This is a genomic window from Methylotenera oryzisoli (assembly GCF_004661485.1).
GTDB classification, from domain to species: domain Bacteria; phylum Pseudomonadota; class Gammaproteobacteria; order Burkholderiales; family Methylophilaceae; genus Methylotenera; species Methylotenera oryzisoli.
This window is the reverse complement of record NZ_PQVH01000001.1, coordinates 1-20,282: the sequence shown is the minus strand read 5'-3', so window position 1 is coordinate 20,282 and position 20,282 is coordinate 1. Positions and strand designations below refer to the sequence as shown.

18 protein-coding genes and 1 tRNA gene are annotated in these 20,282 nt (G+C 46.0%); 10 read left to right on the top strand and 9 right to left on the bottom strand.

Features of this window, described 5'->3' with window-relative positions; genetic code table 11:
• Positions 1-22: 22 nt before the first annotated feature.
• The 7 genes from C3Y98_RS00095 to C3Y98_RS00065 all read right to left on the bottom strand — a co-directional run bounded on the left by C3Y98_RS00095 (position 23) and on the right by C3Y98_RS00065 (position 5,730).
• Positions 23-1,297 carry a dihydroorotase gene (locus C3Y98_RS00095; protein ID WP_135276106.1) on the bottom strand — a complete coding sequence of 425 codons (1,275 nt, stop codon included), beginning with the start codon at positions 1,295-1,297 and terminating at the stop codon, positions 23-25.
• Complete coding sequence (locus C3Y98_RS00090) at positions 1,294-2,256, bottom strand: aspartate carbamoyltransferase catalytic subunit (RefSeq protein ID WP_135276105.1); 963 nt, start codon at positions 2,254-2,256, stop codon at positions 1,294-1,296. Before C3Y98_RS00090 ends, C3Y98_RS00095 begins: the two co-directional genes overlap by 4 nt.
• A gap of 4 nt (positions 2,257-2,260) precedes the next feature.
• Entirely contained in the window at positions 2,261-2,818 is a 558-nt protein-coding gene (gene pyrR / locus C3Y98_RS00085; RefSeq protein WP_135276104.1) for a bifunctional pyr operon transcriptional regulator/uracil phosphoribosyltransferase PyrR, read from the bottom strand.
• Positions 2,819-2,902: 84 nt separating this feature from the next.
• Positions 2,903-3,367: a Holliday junction resolvase RuvX gene (gene ruvX / locus C3Y98_RS00080; protein ID WP_135276103.1), complete on the bottom strand. Its 465-nt coding sequence runs from the start codon at positions 3,365-3,367 to the stop codon at positions 2,903-2,905.
• Between the two features lie 17 nt (positions 3,368-3,384).
• Positions 3,385-3,966: a YqgE/AlgH family protein gene (locus C3Y98_RS00075; RefSeq protein ID WP_135276102.1), complete on the bottom strand. Its 582-nt coding sequence runs from the start codon at positions 3,964-3,966 to the stop codon at positions 3,385-3,387.
• Between the two features lie 4 nt (positions 3,967-3,970).
• Positions 3,971-5,092: a bifunctional 3,4-dihydroxy-2-butanone-4-phosphate synthase/GTP cyclohydrolase II gene (ribBA, locus tag C3Y98_RS00070; protein WP_135276101.1), complete on the bottom strand. Its 1,122-nt coding sequence runs from the start codon at positions 5,090-5,092 to the stop codon at positions 3,971-3,973.
• A 2-nt stretch (positions 5,093-5,094) separates the two neighbouring features.
• On the bottom strand, positions 5,095-5,730 hold the full coding sequence (locus C3Y98_RS00065) for a riboflavin synthase (RefSeq protein ID WP_135276100.1): 636 nt from the start codon (positions 5,728-5,730) through the stop codon (positions 5,095-5,097).
• A gap of 59 nt (positions 5,731-5,789) precedes the next feature.
• Here C3Y98_RS00065 and C3Y98_RS00060 point away from each other — a divergent pair, with 59 nt between their 5' ends.
• From C3Y98_RS00060 to C3Y98_RS00050, 3 genes are read left to right on the top strand one after another with little or no spacing between them, the layout of a single operon-like run.
• Positions 5,790-7,058 carry a lipoprotein-releasing ABC transporter permease subunit gene (locus C3Y98_RS00060; RefSeq protein ID WP_135276099.1) on the top strand — a complete coding sequence of 423 codons (1,269 nt, stop codon included), beginning with the start codon at positions 5,790-5,792 and terminating at the stop codon, positions 7,056-7,058.
• Positions 7,051-7,737 carry a lipoprotein-releasing ABC transporter ATP-binding protein LolD gene (gene lolD / locus C3Y98_RS00055; protein WP_135276098.1) on the top strand — a complete coding sequence of 229 codons (687 nt, stop codon included), beginning with the start codon at positions 7,051-7,053 and terminating at the stop codon, positions 7,735-7,737. The genes C3Y98_RS00060 and lolD overlap by 8 nt, the downstream gene beginning before the upstream one ends.
• A 3-nt stretch (positions 7,738-7,740) precedes the next feature.
• Complete coding sequence (locus C3Y98_RS00050) at positions 7,741-10,125, top strand: DNA internalization-related competence protein ComEC/Rec2 (protein WP_135276097.1); 2,385 nt, start codon at positions 7,741-7,743, stop codon at positions 10,123-10,125.
• Positions 10,126-10,176: 51 nt separating this feature from the next.
• Here C3Y98_RS00050 and C3Y98_RS00045 read toward each other — a convergent pair whose 3' ends face one another.
• Positions 10,177-11,175: a response regulator gene (locus C3Y98_RS00045; protein ID WP_135276096.1), complete on the bottom strand. Its 999-nt coding sequence runs from the start codon at positions 11,173-11,175 to the stop codon at positions 10,177-10,179.
• Positions 11,176-11,185: 10 nt separating this feature from the next.
• Positions 11,186-14,878 carry a PAS domain S-box protein gene (locus C3Y98_RS00040; RefSeq protein ID WP_135276095.1) on the bottom strand — a complete coding sequence of 1,231 codons (3,693 nt, stop codon included), beginning with the start codon at positions 14,876-14,878 and terminating at the stop codon, positions 11,186-11,188.
• A 271-nt stretch (positions 14,879-15,149) separates the two neighbouring features.
• On the opposite strand from C3Y98_RS00040, the gene C3Y98_RS00035 reads away from it, so the two are divergent.
• The 7 genes from C3Y98_RS00035 (at position 15,150) to C3Y98_RS00005 (ending at position 20,240) form a co-directional block, all read left to right on the top strand.
• A complete protein-coding gene (locus tag C3Y98_RS00035) occupies positions 15,150-15,755 on the top strand; it encodes a MotA/TolQ/ExbB proton channel family protein (protein WP_135276094.1) in 606 nt (201 codons plus the stop codon).
• Positions 15,756-15,783: 28 nt separating this feature from the next.
• Positions 15,784-16,209 (top strand): ExbD/TolR family protein, encoded by a 426-nt coding sequence (locus C3Y98_RS00030; protein WP_135276093.1) that lies wholly within the window; start codon positions 15,784-15,786, stop codon positions 16,207-16,209.
• Between the two features lie 55 nt (positions 16,210-16,264).
• On the top strand, positions 16,265-18,037 hold the full coding sequence (msbA, locus tag C3Y98_RS00025; RefSeq protein WP_135276092.1) for a lipid A export permease/ATP-binding protein MsbA: 1,773 nt from the start codon (positions 16,265-16,267) through the stop codon (positions 18,035-18,037).
• A gap of 11 nt (positions 18,038-18,048) precedes the next feature.
• A complete protein-coding gene (gene lpxK / locus C3Y98_RS00020; RefSeq protein WP_135276091.1) occupies positions 18,049-19,053 on the top strand; it encodes a tetraacyldisaccharide 4'-kinase in 1,005 nt (334 codons plus the stop codon).
• On the top strand, positions 19,054-19,236 hold the full coding sequence (locus C3Y98_RS00015; protein ID WP_135276090.1) for a Trm112 family protein: 183 nt from the start codon (positions 19,054-19,056) through the stop codon (positions 19,234-19,236).
• The gene (kdsB, locus tag C3Y98_RS00010; protein ID WP_135276238.1) at positions 19,220-20,005 is read left to right on the top strand and encodes a 3-deoxy-manno-octulosonate cytidylyltransferase; all 786 of its coding nucleotides are present in this window, start codon (positions 19,220-19,222) and stop codon (positions 20,003-20,005) included. The genes C3Y98_RS00015 and kdsB overlap by 17 nt, the downstream gene beginning before the upstream one ends.
• Positions 20,006-20,163: 158 nt before the next feature.
• Positions 20,164-20,240: transfer RNA gene (locus C3Y98_RS00005), tRNA-Met, on the top strand.
• Positions 20,241-20,282: the final 42 nt, after the last annotated feature.

The following is a 20,282-nucleotide window of genomic DNA, read 5'->3' as shown; positions in this document are numbered from 1 at the left end:
GCTATACAGTCTGGGTGTTGATTTAATCGTGATATACCACTTGCCCGTTAACCAATGTGAACTTCACCTTGCCTGCAAGCTCCAGTCCGGTAAACGGCGTATTTTTTCCTTGGCTTTTCAGTGTTTTTGGGCTGACTTTCCAGTACTCGTTAGCGTCAAAGATACACAGGTCTGCATTACTGTTTGGGCTTAAATTCCCAGCAGCAACGCCTAGAATGTTGGCAGAGGCCTTGGTAATGCGTTCAATGGCGTGCGACAAGCTTACCTTCTCTTGCGCGGCCCATTTGAGTGTTAATGGCAGCAAAAGCTCTAAGCCAGTTGCCCCAATCTCAGCTTCAGCAAACGGCGCCAATTTGGCATCGTCATCCACGGGTGTGTGGTCTGAGCAGATGGCATCGATAGTACCATCTTTTAAGCCGGCACTTAGTTCAGCTTTGTCTCGCTGCGTACGTAGTGGCGGTTTTAAGTGGCAGTTAGCATCAAAGTAGGCAATGTCGTGTTCGGTCAATAGTAAGTGGTTCGCACTTACGTCACAGCTTACTTTCAAACCTTGTGCTTTAGCTGTGCGTATCATGGCAACACCTTCTGCGGTGGATAGGCGGCTAATATGTACGCTTGCGCCGGTTTCTTGCGCAATGCGTAATATGCTCGCTAGCGCCAGCGCTTCTGCCGCACTAGGAATGCCCTTTAGCCCCATCCTAGTGGCAACTTCGCCATCATGTGCTACACCTTTTGCCGCTAAAAACGGCTCTTCAGCATGTAAAAATAGCGTGAAACCAAAAGTCGCGGCATATTCCATCGCACGCCATAGCACTTGTGTGTCAGTGACCGCAATATTAGCTTGAGAGAAGCCGACGCAACCAGCGGTGTGCAACTCATTCATTTCTGAGAGTGCCGCACCTTTTAACTGTCTAGTCATCGCGCCAAGTGGATAGACATGCGCAAGGCCTTGCTGCTTGGCACGGTGTTTCAGCATTTCTACCAAACCAGGTTCGTCCAGTACTGGGTCGGTGTCAGGCGGGCACGCCAAGCTAGTCACACCGCCGGCTACTGCGGCTTGTAATTCGCTGGCTAATCTGGCTTTGTATTCGTCTCCAGGCTCGCGCAGTCTGGCGGATAGGTCTACTAGTCCGGGGCACACGGTCAGGTTGGTTGCGTCAATGGTTTTGGTGGCAACAAATCCTTCTGGCATGGCACCGATGCCGACAACTTTACCCGCAGCGATAAACACATCTAGTTTGTCGTTAATGTTGTTTTTTGGGTCAATCAACTGACCATTTTTAATATGAATTTTCATAGTGCTGCTCCTGTACCGCCACCAAGAATTGCCATGACTGCCATACGGATGGCAATGCCGTAAGTGACTTGCGGCAATATGACGGATTGTTTGCCATCGGCAACGGTAGAGTCAATCTCTACACCGCGGTTCATTGGACCGGGATGCATCACAATGGCATCGGGTTTGGCAAGTGCCAAACGTTCAGGGGTCAGTCCGTAGGTTTTAAAATATTCTTCTGAGCTAGGTAACATTGCGCCGTTCATGCGTTCATTTTGTAAGCGTAGCATCATGATGACATCAACGTCTTTCAGGCCTTCATCCATGTCGTGATAGACGTGCACGCCCAGTTTCTCTACTTGGGCTGGCAGTAGTGTTTTTGGTGCAATCACACGAACCTCAGGTACGCCTAGTGTAGTCAGTGCATGAATCTCTGAGCGGGCGACACGTGAGTGTAAAACATCGCCAACGATGGCCACTCTTAAGTTGTGTAGCTCAGGCTTGTATTTACGTATGGTAAATACGTCTAACAAGCCTTGTGTCGGATGAGAGTGGCGCCCATCGCCTGCATTGATCACATGGATATGTGGCGGCACGTGTTTGGCAATGAGATGTGCAGCACCTGATTGGGCATGGCGTACCACGAACATGTCCGCATGCATGGCAATGAGGTTATCTACGGTGTCTAGAATGGTTTCACCTTTTGATTGCGACGATGTGCTTACATTTAAGCTGATGACGTCGGCAGAAAGGCGTTTTGCCGCAATTTCAAAAGTGGTGCGGGTGCGGGTGCTGTTTTCAAAAAATAGGTTACATACGGTTTTGCCGCGTAGTAATGGTACTTTTTTAACTTCACGTTCGGCGACGCCGACAAACGATTCAGCAGTATCTAAAATTTGATTAAGTATCTTTTTGGGTAAGCCTTCAATAGAAAGCAGGTGTCGCAGTTGACCGTCAGTATCAAGTTGAGGGTTATTCATGCTGTTATGGTCTCGCACTATTGTGTTGAGGAGTAAGTTCTAGGGCCAAACTGCCGTCAGCTAACTGGGTTAACTGTAGATGTTGTGATGCAGCCAATGATAGCGCTGCCGCAACAATTTGCGGAGCGATTGGCAACTCGCGGCCACCACGGTTAATCAGTGCAATCAGGCTAATGCTAGCAGGCCTGCCGTAATCAAATAGTTCATTCATGGCGGCCCGTGTGGTGCGGCCGGTATAGAACACATCATCAATTAAAATGATATGTTTGTTTTCTACGTCAAATGTGATTTGGCTGGGGCGGTTTTCCGCTTTTAGGCCGCGCTGCGCGTAATCGTCCCTATAAAAAGAAACGTCGAGCGCGCCATGTTCGATTTGATGCAGTTTGATTTGGTCTGCTAATAGTACTAATAACCGCTGCATCAGCCACACACCGCCGCTATGAATGCCGACTAAAGCGGTATTGGCTTTAAGTAATGGTTTGAGTTTGTCTGCAAGGATGAGAAGTAAAGCTTCTGCATCCGGCAGTTGGCTAGGGTCGAGTGTGTGGTTGGCATCAGTCATGTTGTTATTTTACTGAATATTCCTGGTTACTTGTCATTCTTAAATGGAGTGCACGTTAAATTGGGTTTAGGTGCAAACGTAATCTTATTTGGGCGCCTGATCAAAATAGCTTTGTAATATGGTTTGTGCCGCGACTTGGTCTAACATTTCTTTTTGCGCGCGGCCTCTAATACCTGCTTCATTCAAGAGCTGACTTGCTTCTGCAGAGCTATAGCGTTCATCAATAAGTGCTACAGGCAGGTTGAATCTGCCATTGAGGCGTCGAGCAAATTTTTTGCATAACTGCGTTACTGCATGCTCGGTACCATCTAAACTTAAGGGTAACCCCACCACTAAAAGCCGCGGTTGCCACTCATTGACAAGTTTAGTGATGATTTGGAAACGAATCTCGTTACTTTCATTATCAATAGTCATAAGCGGGGTGGCGCTGGCGAGCAAATGCTCACCAACGGCAATGCCGATGCGTCTTTCTCCAAAGTCGAAGGCGAGTACAGTGCCAGATTGCACATGTGCTTTGTTGTATACCTTCTCGTTATCGATCAGTTGCATGCTTGATGTGGTCGCTGTTAGGCATGTCCTGCAACGTCGGAGAGCATGGCCGGGTCAAATCCCAATAGGCTCATGGCTGCATTAAATTGCTCTTCATGCGGTGTATCAAATAAAATTTTATTGAGGGTGCTAATATCTTTGGCCTGTACGGATAGCCAGCTATTTTGTACGATTTCCTGCTCTAGCTGGTTGGGCGTCCACCCGGCATAGCCTAAAGAAAAGAGTAATTTCTTGGGTCCGGTGCCTACTGCAACCGCCTCTAAAATATCTTTAGAGGTAGTGAGCGACGTTTGATCGTTAATGATGATTGAGCTATCCCAGTCGCCGCATGGTTCGTGTAATACAAACCCGCGCTCAGGCTGCACTGGGCCGCCGAACAGGACTGGGTTGTTCGAAATGGCCGTGTCTTCCAGTTTAATGTTGATTTTATCAAACAGGGTTTCGTAGGTCATATCGGTCGGGCGGTTAATCACGATGCCCATGGCGCCTTCTTCACTATGGGTGCAAATAAAGGTAACAGACTTAGCAAAGTAAGGATCAGCCAAGTTGGGCATGGCGATGAGAAAGTGACCAGTAAGATTGATATTATCTAGAGACATATGGTTAAGCCGATTTTGTTGCTTCTAAATAGCCGGTGACCTCCAAGCCAAAGCCTGCCATGCTAGGCATTTTGCGAGGGTTGGCCATTAGTTTCATTTTGCGTACATTACAGTCCAGTAATATTTGTGAGCCGATACCGTAAGTGCGTAGTTCTTGATTGACACGTATTGGCTCATCCGCACCTTTGATACGGTCCACAATAGTTTCATTAGACTCTTGATGGTGCAGCAGTATCATGACACCAGCCTCTGCGTTGGCAATCGTCTTCATTGCTTCTAGTGTGTTCCAGCTATGGGTGCAGCTCGAGCTATCCAATAAATCAAAAATAGATAAAGGCTCATGTACGCGCACTAGCACCTCTTGCTCTGGGCTTGGCGTGCCTTTAATTAACACGAGATGCGTTTCTTTAGCGATTTTATCTTGGTAAGCAATCAGCTTCATTTCGCCGTAAGGGGTTTGCACCATGCGCTCTGCAGAGCGTTCAATCAGGCTTTCAGTTTCAGCGCGATAGTGGATTAAATCAGCAATCGTGCCAATTTTAAGCTTGTGTTCTGCGGCAAATGTCATTAAATCAGGTAGACGAGCCATGCTGCCGTCATCTTTCAGAATCTCGCAGATGACACTTGCCGGCTCCAAGCCCGCTAGGTGCGCTAGATCGCAGCCGGCCTCAGTATGGCCAGCTCGTACCAATACACCACCATCCATCGCGGTAAGTGGGAAAATATGGCCAGGGCTGACAATGTCTTGAGGTTTGGCCGTCTTTGCTACAGCCGCTTGTATTGTTCTAGCGCGGTCGGCAGCAGAAATGCCGGTGGTGACACCTTCAGCGGCCTCAATGGATACGGTAAAGTTGGTACCCATGCGCGCGCCGTTTTTTTGTACCATCTTGCTTAAATTAAGCTGATGGCAGCGTGACTCTGTGAGCGTTAGGCAAATCAGGCCGCGCCCATACTTCGCCATAAAGTTAACATGTTCTGCCGTTGCAAATTGTGCAGCAAGTACTAAATCGCCTTCATTTTCACGGTGCTCGTCATCGACCAGCACCACCATACGTCCCTGTCTGATTTCTTCGATAATTTCTTTGGCTGGGCTGATATTGTTCATAGGTGTTTCTGTGTGATTCATGGCTAGTGCCCCTGCGTTTCTGGTAATGCTTGTGTTGCCATTTGGTCTTCTGTCGCCCATTGTGTCATGCGCTCTACGTAACGTGCAATCTGGTCTACTTCCAGATTGACGGGGCATCCCTCACTTAAAAGATTTAAGGTGGTGTGCTCCAGTGTGTGCGGTATTAAATTGATGCTGAAATCGTCACCAGTGATTTTGTTCACGGTGAGACTCACGCCATTGACACAAATGGAACCCTTAATCGAAATGTATTTTGAGATGGCATGCGGTGCGCGAATATCCAGCTGCCAGCATTCGCCTAATGACTGGAACTTGAGTACTTTGCCCACGCCATCTACGTGCCCGCTTACTAAGTGCCCGCCAAGTCGGTCAGATAGGCGCAGGGCTTTTTCTAAATTGACGGGATGGGTCTTATCTAGCCCGACAGTCACCGAGAGCGTTTCCTGAGAGACGTGCGCCTCAAAGTGTGATTCGCTCATGTTAACCACGGTCAAACACGTACCATTGACTGCGATACTGTCGCCTAGATTTACATCGCTCATATCGAGCGCTGCACTTGCTATAAAAAGATGCATATCTGCGCCAACTGGATTGGCTTGCGTGATTGCGCCGACTGATTGAATGATTCCTGTAAACATAATTGGAATTTTAACAGATAACACTAGATAACGATTAGAAGCCTGCTAAAATCTGCCCTATGAAATCTTTACCATACGAATTATTTGTCGGCTGGCGCTACACACGCGCCAAGCGCAAAAATCACTTTATTTCATTTATTTCTTTGACCAGTATGATAGGCATTGCGCTTGGGGTAGCGGCGCTAATCGTTGTGCTTTCGGTGATGAATGGTTTTCAAAAAGAGCTGCGTACACGTATCTTAGGTGTGGCCTCACATTTAGAGGTGACAGGTGGCGGTAATCAGCTTACAGATTGGCAGTCAGTGGCGGCTTTTTCTGCTAGGCAGCCTAATGTGCAGGCGAGTGCCCCTTACATCAGTGCACAAGCCATGTTGAGTTATGATCAAGGTGTGCAAGGTGCAATCGTACGCGGCGTGATTCCTAGCGCGGAAGATAAAGTGGCCGACCTTGGCAAACACATGAAAGTGGGGCGGTTAGAAGATTTGCGCGCAGGAGAGTTTGGCATTATTTTAGGTGTAGATTTGGCGCAGGCGCTAGGTGCGCAAATTGGCGACAAAGTGGTTTTAATGGCACCGCAAGGTCAGTTCACCCCTACTGGCGTTGTGCCTCGTTTAAAGCAGTTTACATTGGTTGGCCTGTTTCAAATTGGGATGTATGAGTACGATGCCGGCTTAGCGCTGATTCATCTGGATGATGCCGCAAAGTTATACCGCATGGGCGACAAGGTTTCTGGCGTACGTTTAAAGCTTGCCGATTTGTTTGATGCGCCTGCTGTGGCCGCGCATATTTCCGAGCAACTCAATGCCCAAGCCAATAGAAATGGCGACTATTACGTTTCTGACTGGACCAGGCAGCATGCTAACTTTTTCCGCGCAGTACAAATGGAAAAGCGCGTTATGTTTATTATTCTTACGCTAATTGTGGCGGTCGCTGCTTTTAATATCGTTTCTACTTTAGTGATGGCTGTGACTGACAAGCGTGCCGATATCGCTATTATGCGTACCTTTGGCGCGAGCCCAGCCAGCATTATGAAAATATTCATCGTGCAAGGCGCATTGATTGGCGTGATTGGTACCGCATTAGGTGCGTTGTTTGGTATTTTGATTGCACTCAATATCGATACCATTATCCCGTTTATAGAAAATCTGTTTAATGTGCAGTTTTTGGCAAAAGATGTTTATTACATCAGTGATCTGCCTTCCGATTTAATCTGGTCTGATGTGGTTACCATCGTCACAGTTTCATTCTTCTTAAGTTTACTAGCAACGCTCTACCCGAGTTTTAAAGCCAGTAGAATCAACCCAGCAGAGGCGTTGCGTTATGAGTAGCCATATTTCACAGCCAGTGATTGCATGTCAGGATTTGTATAAAACTTATCAGGGGCTGGATGTTGCAGTGCTGAATGGCATCGATTTAAGTGTCAACACTGGTGAGCAGGTTGCCATCGTCGGTGCTTCAGGCTCTGGCAAAAGTACTTTATTGCATTTGCTCGGCGGGCTAGATATTCCCAGCAGTGGCGATGTACATATCCTTGATCAGAATCTTGCAAAGCTGTCTGAAGCGCAAAAGGGTCATTTACGTAATCAGTCACTGGGCTTTGTGTATCAATTTCACCATCTGTTACCAGAGTTTACCGCGCTGGAAAATGTAGCCATGCCGCTTTTGATTCGCCGTGTTGCGCGCGAGCAAGCGCTTACAACCGCGAGTGAAATGCTGGAGAAAGTTGGGCTGAAGCATCGCCTAGAGCATATGCCGGGTGAGCTTTCTGGCGGAGAGCGCCAGCGTGCAGCTTTAGCACGTGCGATGGTCACTGCACCGCAATGCATTCTTGCCGATGAGCCTACCGGTAATCTGGACCGACACACAGCACATGCTGTATTTGATTTGCTGCTGGAAATGAACCAGACACAGCATGTGAGTTTAGTGGTGGTGACGCACGACTTGGAGCTGGCGGCAAAAATGCAGCGGCGTTATAAGTTGATTGACGGTCAGTTGGTGACTTTGTAGCACATGATTGTTTTTGCACTGGGGTTTGTCTTAGGTGCATTCTGTTTGCAGCAAATGCCAGTGCTGCCAGACCTCATCTGGTCGCTGTTAATCTTACCTTTTGCCTGCATCAACATCTATCTTCGCAACGCGCAGTTTAAATACATTGCCCTGACGCGGCTGCCGTTATGCTTGTTCACTGCAGTGATGCTGGGTTTCTTATGGGCAGCAGCTTTTGCTAGCCTCCGGCTTGCCGATGCGCTGCCTGCCAATTGGCAAAATAAGCCTATCGAGTTAGTTGGTGTGGTGGCAAGCGTGCCCACACTGACGGAACAGGGTACGCGCTTTAATTTCATAGTGGAACGTGTCGTCACTAAAAATGTAGTCGTTCCCAAGCATATCTCGCTTAGCGTTTACCGCAAACGTGATTACCTAACCCAAGTACAAGATGACGGCCAATTTTTGGATTATCAGCCTGGTCAGCGTTGGCAACTGACGGCTAAGCTTAAGCGCCCGCACAGTACGCAAAATCCACATGGTTTTGATTTTGAATCATGGTCATTAGCTGAAAATATTCGTGCCACCGGCAGTGTGAAAGGTAAACCTGCCATGCTTGATGCGTTTGTTTGGCAGCCACAATATGTGGTCGAACGCATTCGACAACTGGTTAAGCTGCGTATTGCAAAAGTGCTGGCTGATAAACCATATAACGGGGTGATACAAGCCCTGGTGATGGGAGATGATAGCCAGATTACAGTGCAAGACTGGCAGTTGTTTTTACGTACAGGCATTACCCATTTGATGAGTATCTCCGGCCTGCATATCACTATGCTTTCAGGGTTAATGTTTGTGTTGGTGAGCTTTATTTGGCGGCGCGTTCCGCATCTTGCCAATCAAATTCCGACGCGCAAAGCTGCAACTTTTGCTGCTGTTGTCACTGCGCTTGCCTATGGGTTGGTCGCTGGTTTTTCGGTGCCAACGCAGCGTACTTTGTATATGTTGATGGTGTTTGGCGTCGCATTGTGGAGCGGTCGGCGCTTTGCGATGGCACAAGTTTTGGCGTTGGCTTTATTGATTGTCGTATTAATTGACCCGTGGGCCGTAATTTCTGCCGGTTTCTGGCTATCTTTTGGCGCAGTTGCCCTGTTAAGTTTTGCTATGGGTGCTAGGCTGGCACAGCCGCACTGGTTGAAAATTGCCTTGCGAACACAATGGGCAGTCACGATTGGTATGCTGCCATTGCTGTTAATCATGTTTCATCAGGCATCGATTATCTCGCCGTTGGCAAATGCCGTTGCAATCCCGCTAGTTAGCTTTTTTGTCACGCCGCTTGCGTTGTTAGGCAGTTTTTTGCCAATTGACGGGCCATTGCATCTGGCTTATTACCTACTGGATGGCTGTGTGGTCTTTTTACGTTGGCTAAATCAATTGCCGGTTGCGGTTTGGCAGCAACATGCGCCCGCATTGTGGACATTAGTGCCAGCCTTGCTCGGTGTGGTGTGGATATTGCTGCCTAGTGGTTGGCCTATGCGATGGTTAGGTGTGTTTGGTTTATTACCTATGCTACTAATACAGCCAGATAGACCTATGTCTGGTGACATGAAAGTCACCGTGTTAGATGTAGGGCAAGGCCTCAGCGTAGTGGTGCAAACCGCGCAACATACTTTGCTTTATGATGCGGGTGCTAAATTTAATCAGCAAAGTGACGCTGGCAGCCGAATTGTCGTCCCATTTCTGCAGGGTGAAGGTGTGCAAAAACTAGATGGTTTTATTGTGACTCATGACGACAACGACCATAGCGGCGGCATGGCCTCGGTGTTGGCGTTAATGCCAGTTGGATGGTTTGCCAGTTCTATGCCGGACACCACATTGATTCCAACTAATACCGAGCAGATGAAGTGCTACGCAGGGCAGAGTTGGCATTGGGATGGCGTGGATTTTGAAGTGCTACACCCCAGCTTGCAGGATTATGAATACAGCGAAATCAAAGATAATGACCGCAGTTGTGTACTAAAAGTGACCAGTGCATCAGGTAGTCTGTTGCTTACGGGTGACATTGAGCGCAGGGCAGAATCTGCCTTACTTGCTGCATATCAAGACTCAGCAGGTGTTACGTTAAAAAGCGATGTTTTGGTGGTGCCGCACCATGGCAGTAAAACGTCCTCTACCCCCGATTTTGTTGAGGCGGTAGCTCCTAGTGTCGCCATTTTCACTGTTGGATATTTAAATCGATTTAGGCATCCAAGATCGGAAGTAGTCTCAAGGTATCAGGCGATCGATACAAAAGTCATGCGTTCAGATTATCAAGGTGCTGTTACCTTGAACTTCTATAAAAGAGAGTCTTCACCGCAGATTGAGGTTCAATCATGGAGAAGTCAGCAAAAGCGGTATTGGCATGCCGTTTTTTAGTAGCAGGTGAGTGCGACATTAGTGGCATTCGTTTGATTTTGGGTTGCTAACTTATAATTCTTTCCATTTTGCAATAGTTGTCACAATCTCATCCAGGCAATCTGTCAATGCATTGACTACTTCAGGGTCAAAATGTCGTCCGCTTTGTTTTTGTATTTCCTCTAAAGCGTCTTCAACAGGCCAAGCCTCTTTGTATGGCCTTTTATTGGTGAGCGCATCAAATACGTCAGCAACCGCCACAATTCTAGCTTCAATCGGAATATTTTCACCTGTCAGCCCATGAGGGTAGCCTGAACCATCCCATTTTTCATGATGGTACAGCGCAACAGAGTGCGCAAGTTGTATTAAAGAGGAGGATGAATTATCTAAAATATCCGCACCAATCTTAGGGTGCTGTTTCATCACTGTCATTTCATCATCATCTAGCCTGCCGGGTTTCAGTAAGATGTTGTCTGGGATGCCTATTTTTCCGATATCGTGCATCGGTGCCGCATTGAGCAAGTCATCGGAAAATGCCTCATTAAAGCCCAGTTTTATTGCAAGAATACGTGAGATATGGCTCATGCGTAGTACATGAAGCCCTGTTTCATTGTCTTTGAACTCAGCAGCTCTGCCTAGTCGCTGAATCAGTTCTAGGTGTGTTCTTTGCAGACTCTCTGCTCTTACTAGCGATAAGTGTGTTTTTACGCGTGCTTTAACCACAGCTGGGTAAACCGGTTTGGTGATGTAATCAACAGCACCGTGCGTTAGCCCAGTTGCTTCGTCATTTTCATCACTGAGCGCGGTTACAAAAATGACGGGGATGTTGTGCGTCGTTTGGTCAGCTTTAAGTTGTGCACAGACCTCAAAACCGGTCATGTCAGGCATCATCACGTCTAATAAAATAAGCTGCGGCTGTTCCGTTTTTGCCAGCTCCAATGCGTCTAACCCATTTTTTGCAAAGCTCAATCTGTAATTGTCTTGTAGTATTTGTTTCAACACTTTCAGATTAAACGGCTCATCATCTACGATGAGAATTTTCGGATTCAATTGAGATGGGTGTGTTTTCATAGTCAACTCTTTAATTAAACTTCTCAATCAGCTTATCAATTGCCATTAGTGCCTGTTCAAACTCAAACTCGTTCAAGGCGTTGCTAACTATGCTCAGTTCTAATTGCAAATGAGCTGGCATGGCAGTGCTGATGTCCTGCATCAATGTGTCATCAAGCCTGGCTTTCACTGTCAGCTCCCTTAGTTGGTGTATTAAAGCCATTATTTGGCTAGCGGATTGGTCATCATGGGGCGTCGCGTCATTAGTTTCTTGAGTCGCTACATTCTGTATTGCCGTAATTAATGATTGCCATGCACTTTCTAACTGACTAATCAACGAGGGTAATAGTTGCTTATTTTGATGGTGAGTGGCAGATTCTATTTCGCCATAAATACGTTGCAGTTTGCTGATGGATAAATTAGCCGTGACGCCTTTGTGTGCGTGGGCCAGCCCATTTAATAAAGCAAAGTCATTGGTTGTGGCAGCTTGTCTTACTGCATCTAGCGCCTGTGCGTGCTGATGAATAAATTGTTTTAACTGAGTATAATAAATTTGCTCACTGCCCCATAGTGCAATACCACGATCAGTGCGAAAGTCCGCCTCTAATGACTCTTTCTCAATAGCTGCATTGGGTGCCTGGATGTCGTTAACATTAAGAACACGCGCCATTTCTCGAGTGAGGTTTGCAAGCTCAATCGGTTTAGTGGCAAAGCCGTCCATGCCAGCTTCTTTTGCGGCTAATCTATCCTCTTCAAGCACGCTCGCAGTTAATGCAATAATCGGTGTTCTAGGTGTATTGTTTTCTAGTTCTAACATTCTAATCCTACGGGTAGCCGTGAGACCGTCTACTTTAGGCATTTGCACATCCATTAAAATGATATCAAATGGATGGTTGGCAAACTGCTCAAGCGCTTCTTCCCCATTGCTAACCAGTGTCACTTCGTGACCATCTCGGATTAAGATGATGTTTAACAACTCACGGTTTTGTGCAATATCATCCGCCACAAGAATGCGCAAAGGTGGAAGTTTAGTCACTAAATCTAGCGTTAATTGCTCTTTTTCTTCGCCCTTTTTCAGTGGCAGGCTAATGCTGAAGCAGCTGCCTGTGCCTAGCTGGCTAGTAGCGTTGATTGTGCCTCCCATTGCTTCGACCAGTTGTTTACTAATGGTCGTCCCTAGCCCCGTCCCACCAAAGCGGCGGCTCATAGACGCATCTGCCTGGGTAAAAGGCTCAAATATGGCATCAAGCCTGTCTGCTGCAATACCAATCCCCGTGTCAATGACGTCAAAACGAACAGTGCCCTGATCTTGGGTATACACTTTCAGTTTGACTGCCCCTGTATCGGTAAACTTAATGGCATTGCCCAATAGGTTCATTAATACCTGACGAATGCGGTGAGCTGAGCCGTAGTAATAACCAGTGACGTCATCGCTGATTTCAAGTTGTAAATCCAGCTCTTTTTTGCGAGCTTGCAACCAAAGTGTTGATATGACGCTATCAACAAGCTCATTCATGGAAAAGTCAAAAGACTCTAATTCCAGCATGCCTTTTTCCAGCTTTGCACTATCTAAAATATCATTGAGTAAATGTAGTAGCGACTTGGCAGAGTTGTTGATGGTCGAGACATAGCTTTGCTGATCCGGCTTCATTTCTGTGTCCAGCATCAGTTCGGTAAACCCAATAATTGCGTTCATTGGGGTTCTGATCTCATGGCTCATATTTGCCAAGAAGGTAGATTTAACGCTAGCGGCTTGCTCTGCGATGTTTTTTGCCTCACGCAGGTCGTTCTCCATTTTTTTGCGCTCGGTGATATCAATCATAAACATAATGACTTTGCTTATTTTGTTATCAAAATCTTTTACTGGGCTGTAAAACGCATTAATCCATACCTCGCGTTTATCTTTGCCCAGACGTAAAAACTCGCCATGCACAAACTCACCGTTGCGCAGCGATTTCCATTTGTTTTTGTATCGGACAGACCTTGCGTCTTCTTCAGAGCAGAGAATGGAGTGATGCAGTCCTATCACCTCCTCTAAGGTATAACCTAGCAGAGAAAGGAAGTTTTGGTTCGCTGTCAAAATCAAGCCGTCAACTGAGAACTCCGCAATGCTTGTAGAGTAGTTAATCGCCCGCACAATGCCCTGATATGCTGCGTTTCTGCGCTTAGATTCTGTGATGTCAATAATCACACCATCTAACATCGTAATATTGTTATTCTCATCATAGATACCTGAGCCAAACTCACTCACCCATTTTTCTTCGCCATTACGGTCGGTAATCCGGTATTCAACATTGTAATGTTGGTGATTTTTGACGGCAGCCTCTACCGTGGGAAGAATTCTAGCTGAGTCTTCAGGGTTAGTGATTTTAGGAAAATGTATCGTTCCATCCAGAAAGTCTTGTGCCTCCCAGCCAGTCAGTTGCAATACGCGGTTGCTAATAAATTGCATGCTCCAGTTGCTGTTGTAATTGCAACGGAACGCGATACCGGGAATGTTTGCTATCATTGATTGCAGTTGCTCGTCTTTTTCCCTGACGGCGATTTCCATTTCCCTGCGTGGGGTTAAGTCGGTGATAAAGCCTACAAACAAGGTTTCGTCACTTAATACCACCTTGCCAATCGCAAGTCGGATAGGGAACAGTGAACCATCCTTACGTAAACCTTCTACCTCTCTGCCTACACCTATAATCTTAGCCTGGCCACTTTTCAGGTAGTCTTTTAGATAGTCATCATGGTTGGAGTGGTGTGGGTTAGGCATCAGTATGTTGATGTTTTTTCCGATAACTTCATCTGCTTTCCAGCCAAATAGTTGCTCGGCAACGGTATTGAAAGACAATATATTGCCCTTGGTGTTAATGGTAATAATGCCGTCAATGGCGGTATTTAAAATCGTAGAAAGCCTGGTTTCACTTGCTTGCAAAGTCGCTAAGGTTTGCTTGTACCTCGCTAGTGCGTTCACTGAGGCAGCTAATATACCAATCAACAGAGTCACTAAAGTGATGCCTAATGACATAGAGGCGGCATGTCCATCAAATGTATCAGGGAGGCTGGTGTTGCTTTCGCCAATAAATCGAGCAGAAGCCATGCCGGTATAGTGCATGGCAGTAATAGCACTACCCATGACCAGTCCGCTGATAATCACACCAGTAGACTTAGGCAGTTTACCTTTTTGATTGCTGAGGGCTGCACCTAACCAAAGGGATAAGGTCGCTAAAGAAATAGCAACAATAATGGATAAAAGCACCCAGTTGAGATTAAAGCGCAATAGAGCACTCATCTGCATAGCGAGCATGCCTGTATAGTGCATCAGGCCTATGCCTGCGCCTACGATTACGCCCCCTGCAATAATGCGCTGATGACTCAAGTTGTCCTCAGACAATAAATGTAGTGCGTAATAGCAGGCGAGGGTGCCAGGAAGCATCGAGAAAATTGTGATGAATGGGTTGTATTTGACTTCAGTGCAGATGTTGAGTGCAAGCATGCCAATGAAATGCATTGCCCATATCCCCGCACCTAATGAAACCGAGCTAGATAAAATAGAAATAGGCTTGCTGATGGCGAATGACTGATCCTTCGCCAACCTGAGTAATTGAAAAGCCAATATTGAAGAGCATACGGCAATTACATAAGACAAAACGATTAGCCATGGTTCGTAGGTGCTGATTAAGAGTGTTGCAAGGCTGTCGTCGCGGACGATGTAAGATTTAAATAATTCTACCATTCGGTGCTAGCTCTAAATTAATGCAGGTGTACTTGGTTCATCTAAATATTATTCGGAATGTATGACTTTTAATCTTTTTTACAGCCTGCAAGCTTGTTTGATGTTCTAAGCTCTACAATACAGATAAGTGAATAAATTGTGTATCTATAATTTATTGAATGATGCTAGCGCTTGCCCAAAAGCACATGACAAGCTAAAGTATCGCTGGGCCTGATATTAAGGCATTTGTCACAGATTTTTATTGAGTATTTGATTTAAGGGGAATTTCACTGTGTGGGAAATCATTCTAGCTGCCGGCTGGCCTATCTGGCCACTTGTTATTGCATCAGTTATTGCTGTAGCAATTATAGGTGAGCGTAGTTTTGCGTTGCGCGAGAACGTAGTGTCTCCTAAAAATCTATTGCCAGAATTGCAGGCTTGGCTAGCTAAGGGCGGTATCACTAAAGATACTATTAATCGTCTGGAGCAACATTCTCTATTGGGTCGCGTGTTTGCAACGGCTCTGGCCAATGCTAAAAACTCACGTGAAGTGACTAAAGAGTCTATTGAAGAAACAGCGCGTGCGGTTGCGCATCAAATGGAGAGGTATCTTTCTACTTTGGGCACGATTGCAACCGTATCACCACTACTAGGTTTGTTAGGGACAGTGATTGGTATGGTTGAGTTGTTCGGTGCGTTTACTACGCAAGGGCATGATGTTGCTCAATTCGCTCGTGGTATTTCAGTTGCCTTGTACAATACCGCAGCTGGTATTGTGGTCGCCGTGCCGGCGATGATTGCCTATCGCTATTTCCGTACAAAAGTTGATGCGTTACTGATTGAGATGGAGCAGCAGGCCATTAAGTTGGTTGAAATTATTCATGGCGAACGTCAGTAATTAGCGCGATAATTTAAGGAAGCACCAAATGGATTTTCAGCGTGGGAAGAAACACGAAGAGCTTGAAATCAACTTTATTCCGTTGATTGATGTATTGTTGGTGATCATTATTTTTCTGATTGTCAGCGCTACATTTTCACGTACGAACGAGTTGCAGATTAATCTGCCAACTGCCGAGGCAAATGCGCCTCAGGATAAACCGTTGACGATTGAAGTGGCTGTAGATGCTACAGGTAAATATTTGATTGACGGTAAGCCTTTGGCTGATGGTTCAGTGGCTGCAATCAGCGCAGCATTGCAAGCAGCAGCAAAGGCGGGCACTCAGGAGCCAACCATTGTAATTAATGCAGATGCGAACACTACGCATCAGTCTGTTGTGAATGTGATGGAAGCATCACGAGTGGCTGGCTACTCAAAAATTACATTTGCCACACAAGTGCAATCAGGGTCTTGAGTTTTAACACTCAACCCTTTTGCATTTTCTTCCAATTCTACATAGACGTTAGCCCATGTCTAACTCAAATCTAAAAAAAACCAAATCTAAAATCAACACAGCAGTGCATATACCAAACGCAAAAGTTTTATATTTGCGTTTGTTTCATTATGCGTGGCAATACAAATACATTTTTATAGTGAGTATTGTTGCGCTAGCGTTGCTAGCTGGCAGTAATACCGCATTTCTAGCGTTAATCAAGCAAGTTACTGACGAAGGCTTCGCTAAAAAGGCAGAAGGCCAGACTATATTATTACCATTGATGGTCGTTGCTTTAATGGTGGCAAGAGGTATTGCTGGTTTTATTTCGGATTACTGTATGCGCGTGGTTGCAAGGCGGGTGGTTGAAGACTTCCGTAGAGAAATGTTTGCCAAGCTGATGTTGCTACCGGTGCAGTATTTTGATGCAAGGTCAGCTGGTTCTGTGGTTTCTAAGTTCACCTATGATGTAGAGCGCCTTTCAACTGCAACTACTCGTTCTTGGATGAACGTGTTGCGCGATGCGTTAACCGTAGTGGGCTTGATTGGCTATATGCTCTATCTGGATTGGCGTTTGACGTTGATTTTTGCGGTAGTGCTGCCATTCATTGCAATGTACCTAAAAAAGATGACGCCTAAGTTAAAGTCAAACGCCAAGCAGGTGCAACACAGTGTAGGCGAAATGACTAAAACTGCAGAAGAGGCCATTGCTGGGCAGCGAATCGTTAAAATCTTTGGCGCACAAGACTTTGAATTTAATCGTTTTGCTCAAATTATTGCCAATAACCGAAAAGTAGAGTTGCGCGTGGCACGTATCGCGGGCCTTAGTAGTTTTGTGGTTGAGTTGTTTGCAGCCTTGGCATTGGGTTTGGTGATTTACTATGCCATTGGTAATTTTAGTGTTGGTGAGTTTGCCGCTTTTGTTGGTGCCTTGCTAATGCTAATTTCACCTATTAAACATATTGCAGCTGCCAACGAAGACCTGCAAGTCGGCTTAACCGCAGCACAAAGTATTTTTGAGGTTGTAGATAGTCAGCCTGAAGTGGATCAGGGGAGTGTGACGATAGAGCGAGCAAAAGGCGATATCGAATTTAAAAATGTTACCTTGCATTATGCAGACACCCCAAAGCCTGCATTGGATAATTTAAGCTTTAGCATCAAAGCGGGTGAAAAGGTTGCATTGGTTGGGCGCTCTGGTGGTGGTAAAACCTCGCTGGTCAATTTGCTCCCTAGGTTTTATGCGTTAGAGCAGGGTGCAGTGTTGTTAGATGGTGTCGATTGCAGCACTATACAGCTAAAAAATCTGCGCCAACAATTTGCATTGGTGAGTCAAGATATCATTTTATTCAATGATACTATCTTCAATAATATTGCTTATGGTGTGCTACGTGGTGCCACGGAAGAAGAGGTTGTTGCTGCAGCAAAAGCGGCACATATCTGGGAGTTTATCCAACAATTGCCGAATGGTTTGCAAAATGAAATTGGCGATAGAGGCGTGAAACTGTCGGGTGGTCAGCGTCAGCGCCTAGCGATTGCGCGCGCTATTCTTAAAAACGCCCCAATTTTATTACTGGATGAAGCAACATCCGCGCTAGATACTGAGTCTGAGCAGCACGTACAGCAAGCGATGGATGCATTGATGCGTAATCGTACCAGTATTGTGATTGCGCATCGCTTGAGCACAATCGAAAACGCAGATCGCATCATGGTGATGGAGCACGGCCGTATTGTTGAGTCTGGTTCCCATCAAGAGCTGATGGCGCTAGATGGTTACTATGCCAAGTTATATCAAAAGCAATTTAGCGCATAAGTGTGAGCGTGATGGCTAATTGGTTGCAAAAGCAGTGGCTTACTTTCACGCCGTGGCATTTGCTGCTATTGCCCATTTCTTGGCTGTTCTTAATCATTACCGCTTTCAGGCGCTTCCTCTACAAATGCGGTGTCTTAAAAAGTCACAACCTTCCTGTCCCAGTTATTGTTGTCGGTAATATTAATGTAGGCGGCGCTGGTAAAACCCCAGTAGTGATCTGGCTGGCAGAGCAATTAAAGCAATCCGGATATAAACCCGGTGTTATTAGCCGTGGCTATGGTGGTAATTTAGTTGGTATTGCATCCGTGTCGCCCGAAAGCAGCCCTTCTGCCGTAGGTGATGAGCCAGTTTTGATTGCAATGCGCACAGCATGTCCAGTTTTTGTTGGTGCAGAGCGCGTGGCGGCTGGTTTGGCGTTATTGAAAGCGCATCCCGAGTGCAATGTTGTGATCAGTGATGATGGTCTGCAGCATTACGCGCTGCAAAGAGATGTAGAGTTGGTGGTGGTTGATGGCGTAAAAGGGTTTGGTAATGGTGCACTTCTGCCGGCTGGGCCATTGCGTGAGCCTAAGAGTAGGTTAGCAACAGTAGATGCGGTTGTGAGTAATGGGGTGGCATCTAATTTAAATGCACTTGCCACGCGACCGCTCATTGAAATGCAATTAAATGCGACCGTTTTTTATAATCTTGTCCATCGTCAATCACTATCCGCACCAGTCGATTTCGCAGGAAAAACCATCACGGCAATTGCCGGGATAGGTAATCCAGATAGATTTTTTAACCAATTAAGTGCGATGGGTTTGAATTTTAAACGCAAAGCATATAATGATCATTATCAATACTGCGCACAAGATTTTGAGAATCTTGAAACGGATATTGTCATCATGACCGAAAAGGATGCGGTTAAATGTACATCATTTGCCCAGCCTAATTTCTGGGTGCTGCCTGTGAGTGCTGAGATTGATGTTCAGTTAATGGCTGTCATATTAAATAAACTAGATAAATTGAGAAGTTAAATGGATGCAAAGCTTTTACAGATTTTAGTCTGCCCTGTCACTAAAGGGCCTTTGGTTTATAACAAAGCAACTAATGAACTGATTTCTAAGTCGGCGCGTTTAGCGTACCCCGTACGTGACGGTATTCCTGTGATGCTGGAAGATGAAGCCCGTAAACTATCGGATGATGAAGAAATTGCATAATTGCTCAGAAGCGGTGCCAGAGTTTTATGTCGTCATTCCTGCGCGTTATTCAAGCACGCGATTGCCGGGTAAGCCTTTGTTGGATATTGCAGGAAAGCCAATGGTTGTGTGGGTGGCTGAACGAGCAAAAAGTAGTGGTGCTAAACAAGTGGTCGTGGCGACAGATGATGAGCGGGTTGCATCTGCAGTTCGTCAACATGGTTATGCCGCAGTGATGACAAATGCTAATCATGTCAGTGGCACAGATCGCATTGCTGAGGTTGCAGCTATCGAAGGTTGGTCTGATGATGCGATTGTGGTTAATGTGCAGGGTGATGAGCCGCTAATCGATGCCAAGCTTATTATTGAAGTTGCTACAACCTTGTCGGCTAGTAATCACGCTGTGATGGCAACAGCCTGTCATCCCATTACAGAAAAATCAGACTTTACTAATCCTAATGTAGTTAAAGTGGTGATGGATGTGAATGGCTACGCTATGTATTTCAGCCGTGCATCTATTCCGTTCCCTAGAGATACATATAGTAGTGCGCAAGAGTTGGTATCAGGGATTCCTGCTTATAGACATATAGGTATCTATGCTTATCGTGCTGGTTTTTTAAAGCAGTACGCTAATCTTGCGCCAGCGGCGATAGAGCAATTTGAATGTTTAGAGCAATTACGTGTCTTATATCAAGGCTATAAAATTGCAGTAAGCGTTTCAGATAATGCGCCTGCGGCAGGTGTGGATACTGAAAGTGATTTGGCGCGCGTTCGTGCATTAATGGATTAAAATGACTAAGTCATTAATCTATATGGAATTTGCCGAAGTCGGCTAAATAAGCCGATCGTTTTTATCATAAATTCTCACAATAGTTCTTGCAGAACATATCAGCCTTTGCTATAGTCTCACCTCTCGACGCAACATGTATTAAGTGATGTCGAGCCGGACGCGGGATGGAGCAGTCTGGCAGCTCGTCGGGCTCATAACCCGAAGGTCACAGGTTCAAATCCTGTTCCCGCAACCAAGTATTTATGGCGTGTTATATAAGTTAATTTTAATTAGTAAA

Excerpts from the sequence above, each read along its gene's own strand:
- C3Y98_RS00095 (WP_135276106.1), bottom strand. The coding sequence starts at position 1,297 with ATGAAAATTCATATTAAAAATGGTCAGTTGATTGACCCAAAAAACAAC.
- C3Y98_RS00090 (WP_135276105.1), bottom strand. The coding sequence starts at position 2,256 with ATGAATAACCCTCAACTTGATACTGACGGTCAACTGCGACACCTGCTT.
- pyrR (WP_135276104.1), bottom strand. The coding sequence starts at position 2,818 with ATGACTGATGCCAACCACACACTCGACCCTAGCCAACTGCCGGATGCA.
- ruvX (WP_135276103.1), bottom strand. The coding sequence starts at position 3,367 with ATGCAACTGATCGATAACGAGAAGGTATACAACAAAGCACATGTGCAA.
- C3Y98_RS00075 (WP_135276102.1), bottom strand. The coding sequence starts at position 3,966 with ATGTCTCTAGATAATATCAATCTTACTGGTCACTTTCTCATCGCCATG.
- ribBA (WP_135276101.1), bottom strand. The coding sequence starts at position 5,092 with ATGAATCACACAGAAACACCTATGAACAATATCAGCCCAGCCAAAGAA.
- C3Y98_RS00065 (WP_135276100.1), bottom strand. The coding sequence starts at position 5,730 with ATGTTTACAGGAATCATTCAATCAGTCGGCGCAATCACGCAAGCCAAT.
- C3Y98_RS00060 (WP_135276099.1), top strand. The coding sequence starts at position 5,790 with ATGAAATCTTTACCATACGAATTATTTGTCGGCTGGCGCTACACACGC.
- lolD (WP_135276098.1), top strand. The coding sequence starts at position 7,051 with ATGAGTAGCCATATTTCACAGCCAGTGATTGCATGTCAGGATTTGTAT.
- C3Y98_RS00050 (WP_135276097.1), top strand. The coding sequence starts at position 7,741 with ATGATTGTTTTTGCACTGGGGTTTGTCTTAGGTGCATTCTGTTTGCAG.
- C3Y98_RS00045 (WP_135276096.1), bottom strand. The coding sequence starts at position 11,175 with ATGAAAACACACCCATCTCAATTGAATCCGAAAATTCTCATCGTAGAT.
- C3Y98_RS00040 (WP_135276095.1), bottom strand. The coding sequence starts at position 14,878 with ATGGTAGAATTATTTAAATCTTACATCGTCCGCGACGACAGCCTTGCA.
- C3Y98_RS00030 (WP_135276093.1), top strand. The coding sequence starts at position 15,784 with ATGGATTTTCAGCGTGGGAAGAAACACGAAGAGCTTGAAATCAACTTT.
- msbA (WP_135276092.1), top strand. The coding sequence starts at position 16,265 with ATGTCTAACTCAAATCTAAAAAAAACCAAATCTAAAATCAACACAGCA.
- lpxK (WP_135276091.1), top strand. The coding sequence starts at position 18,049 with ATGGCTAATTGGTTGCAAAAGCAGTGGCTTACTTTCACGCCGTGGCAT.
- C3Y98_RS00015 (WP_135276090.1), top strand. The coding sequence starts at position 19,054 with ATGGATGCAAAGCTTTTACAGATTTTAGTCTGCCCTGTCACTAAAGGG.
- kdsB (WP_135276238.1), top strand. The coding sequence starts at position 19,220 with ATGAAGAAATTGCATAATTGCTCAGAAGCGGTGCCAGAGTTTTATGTC.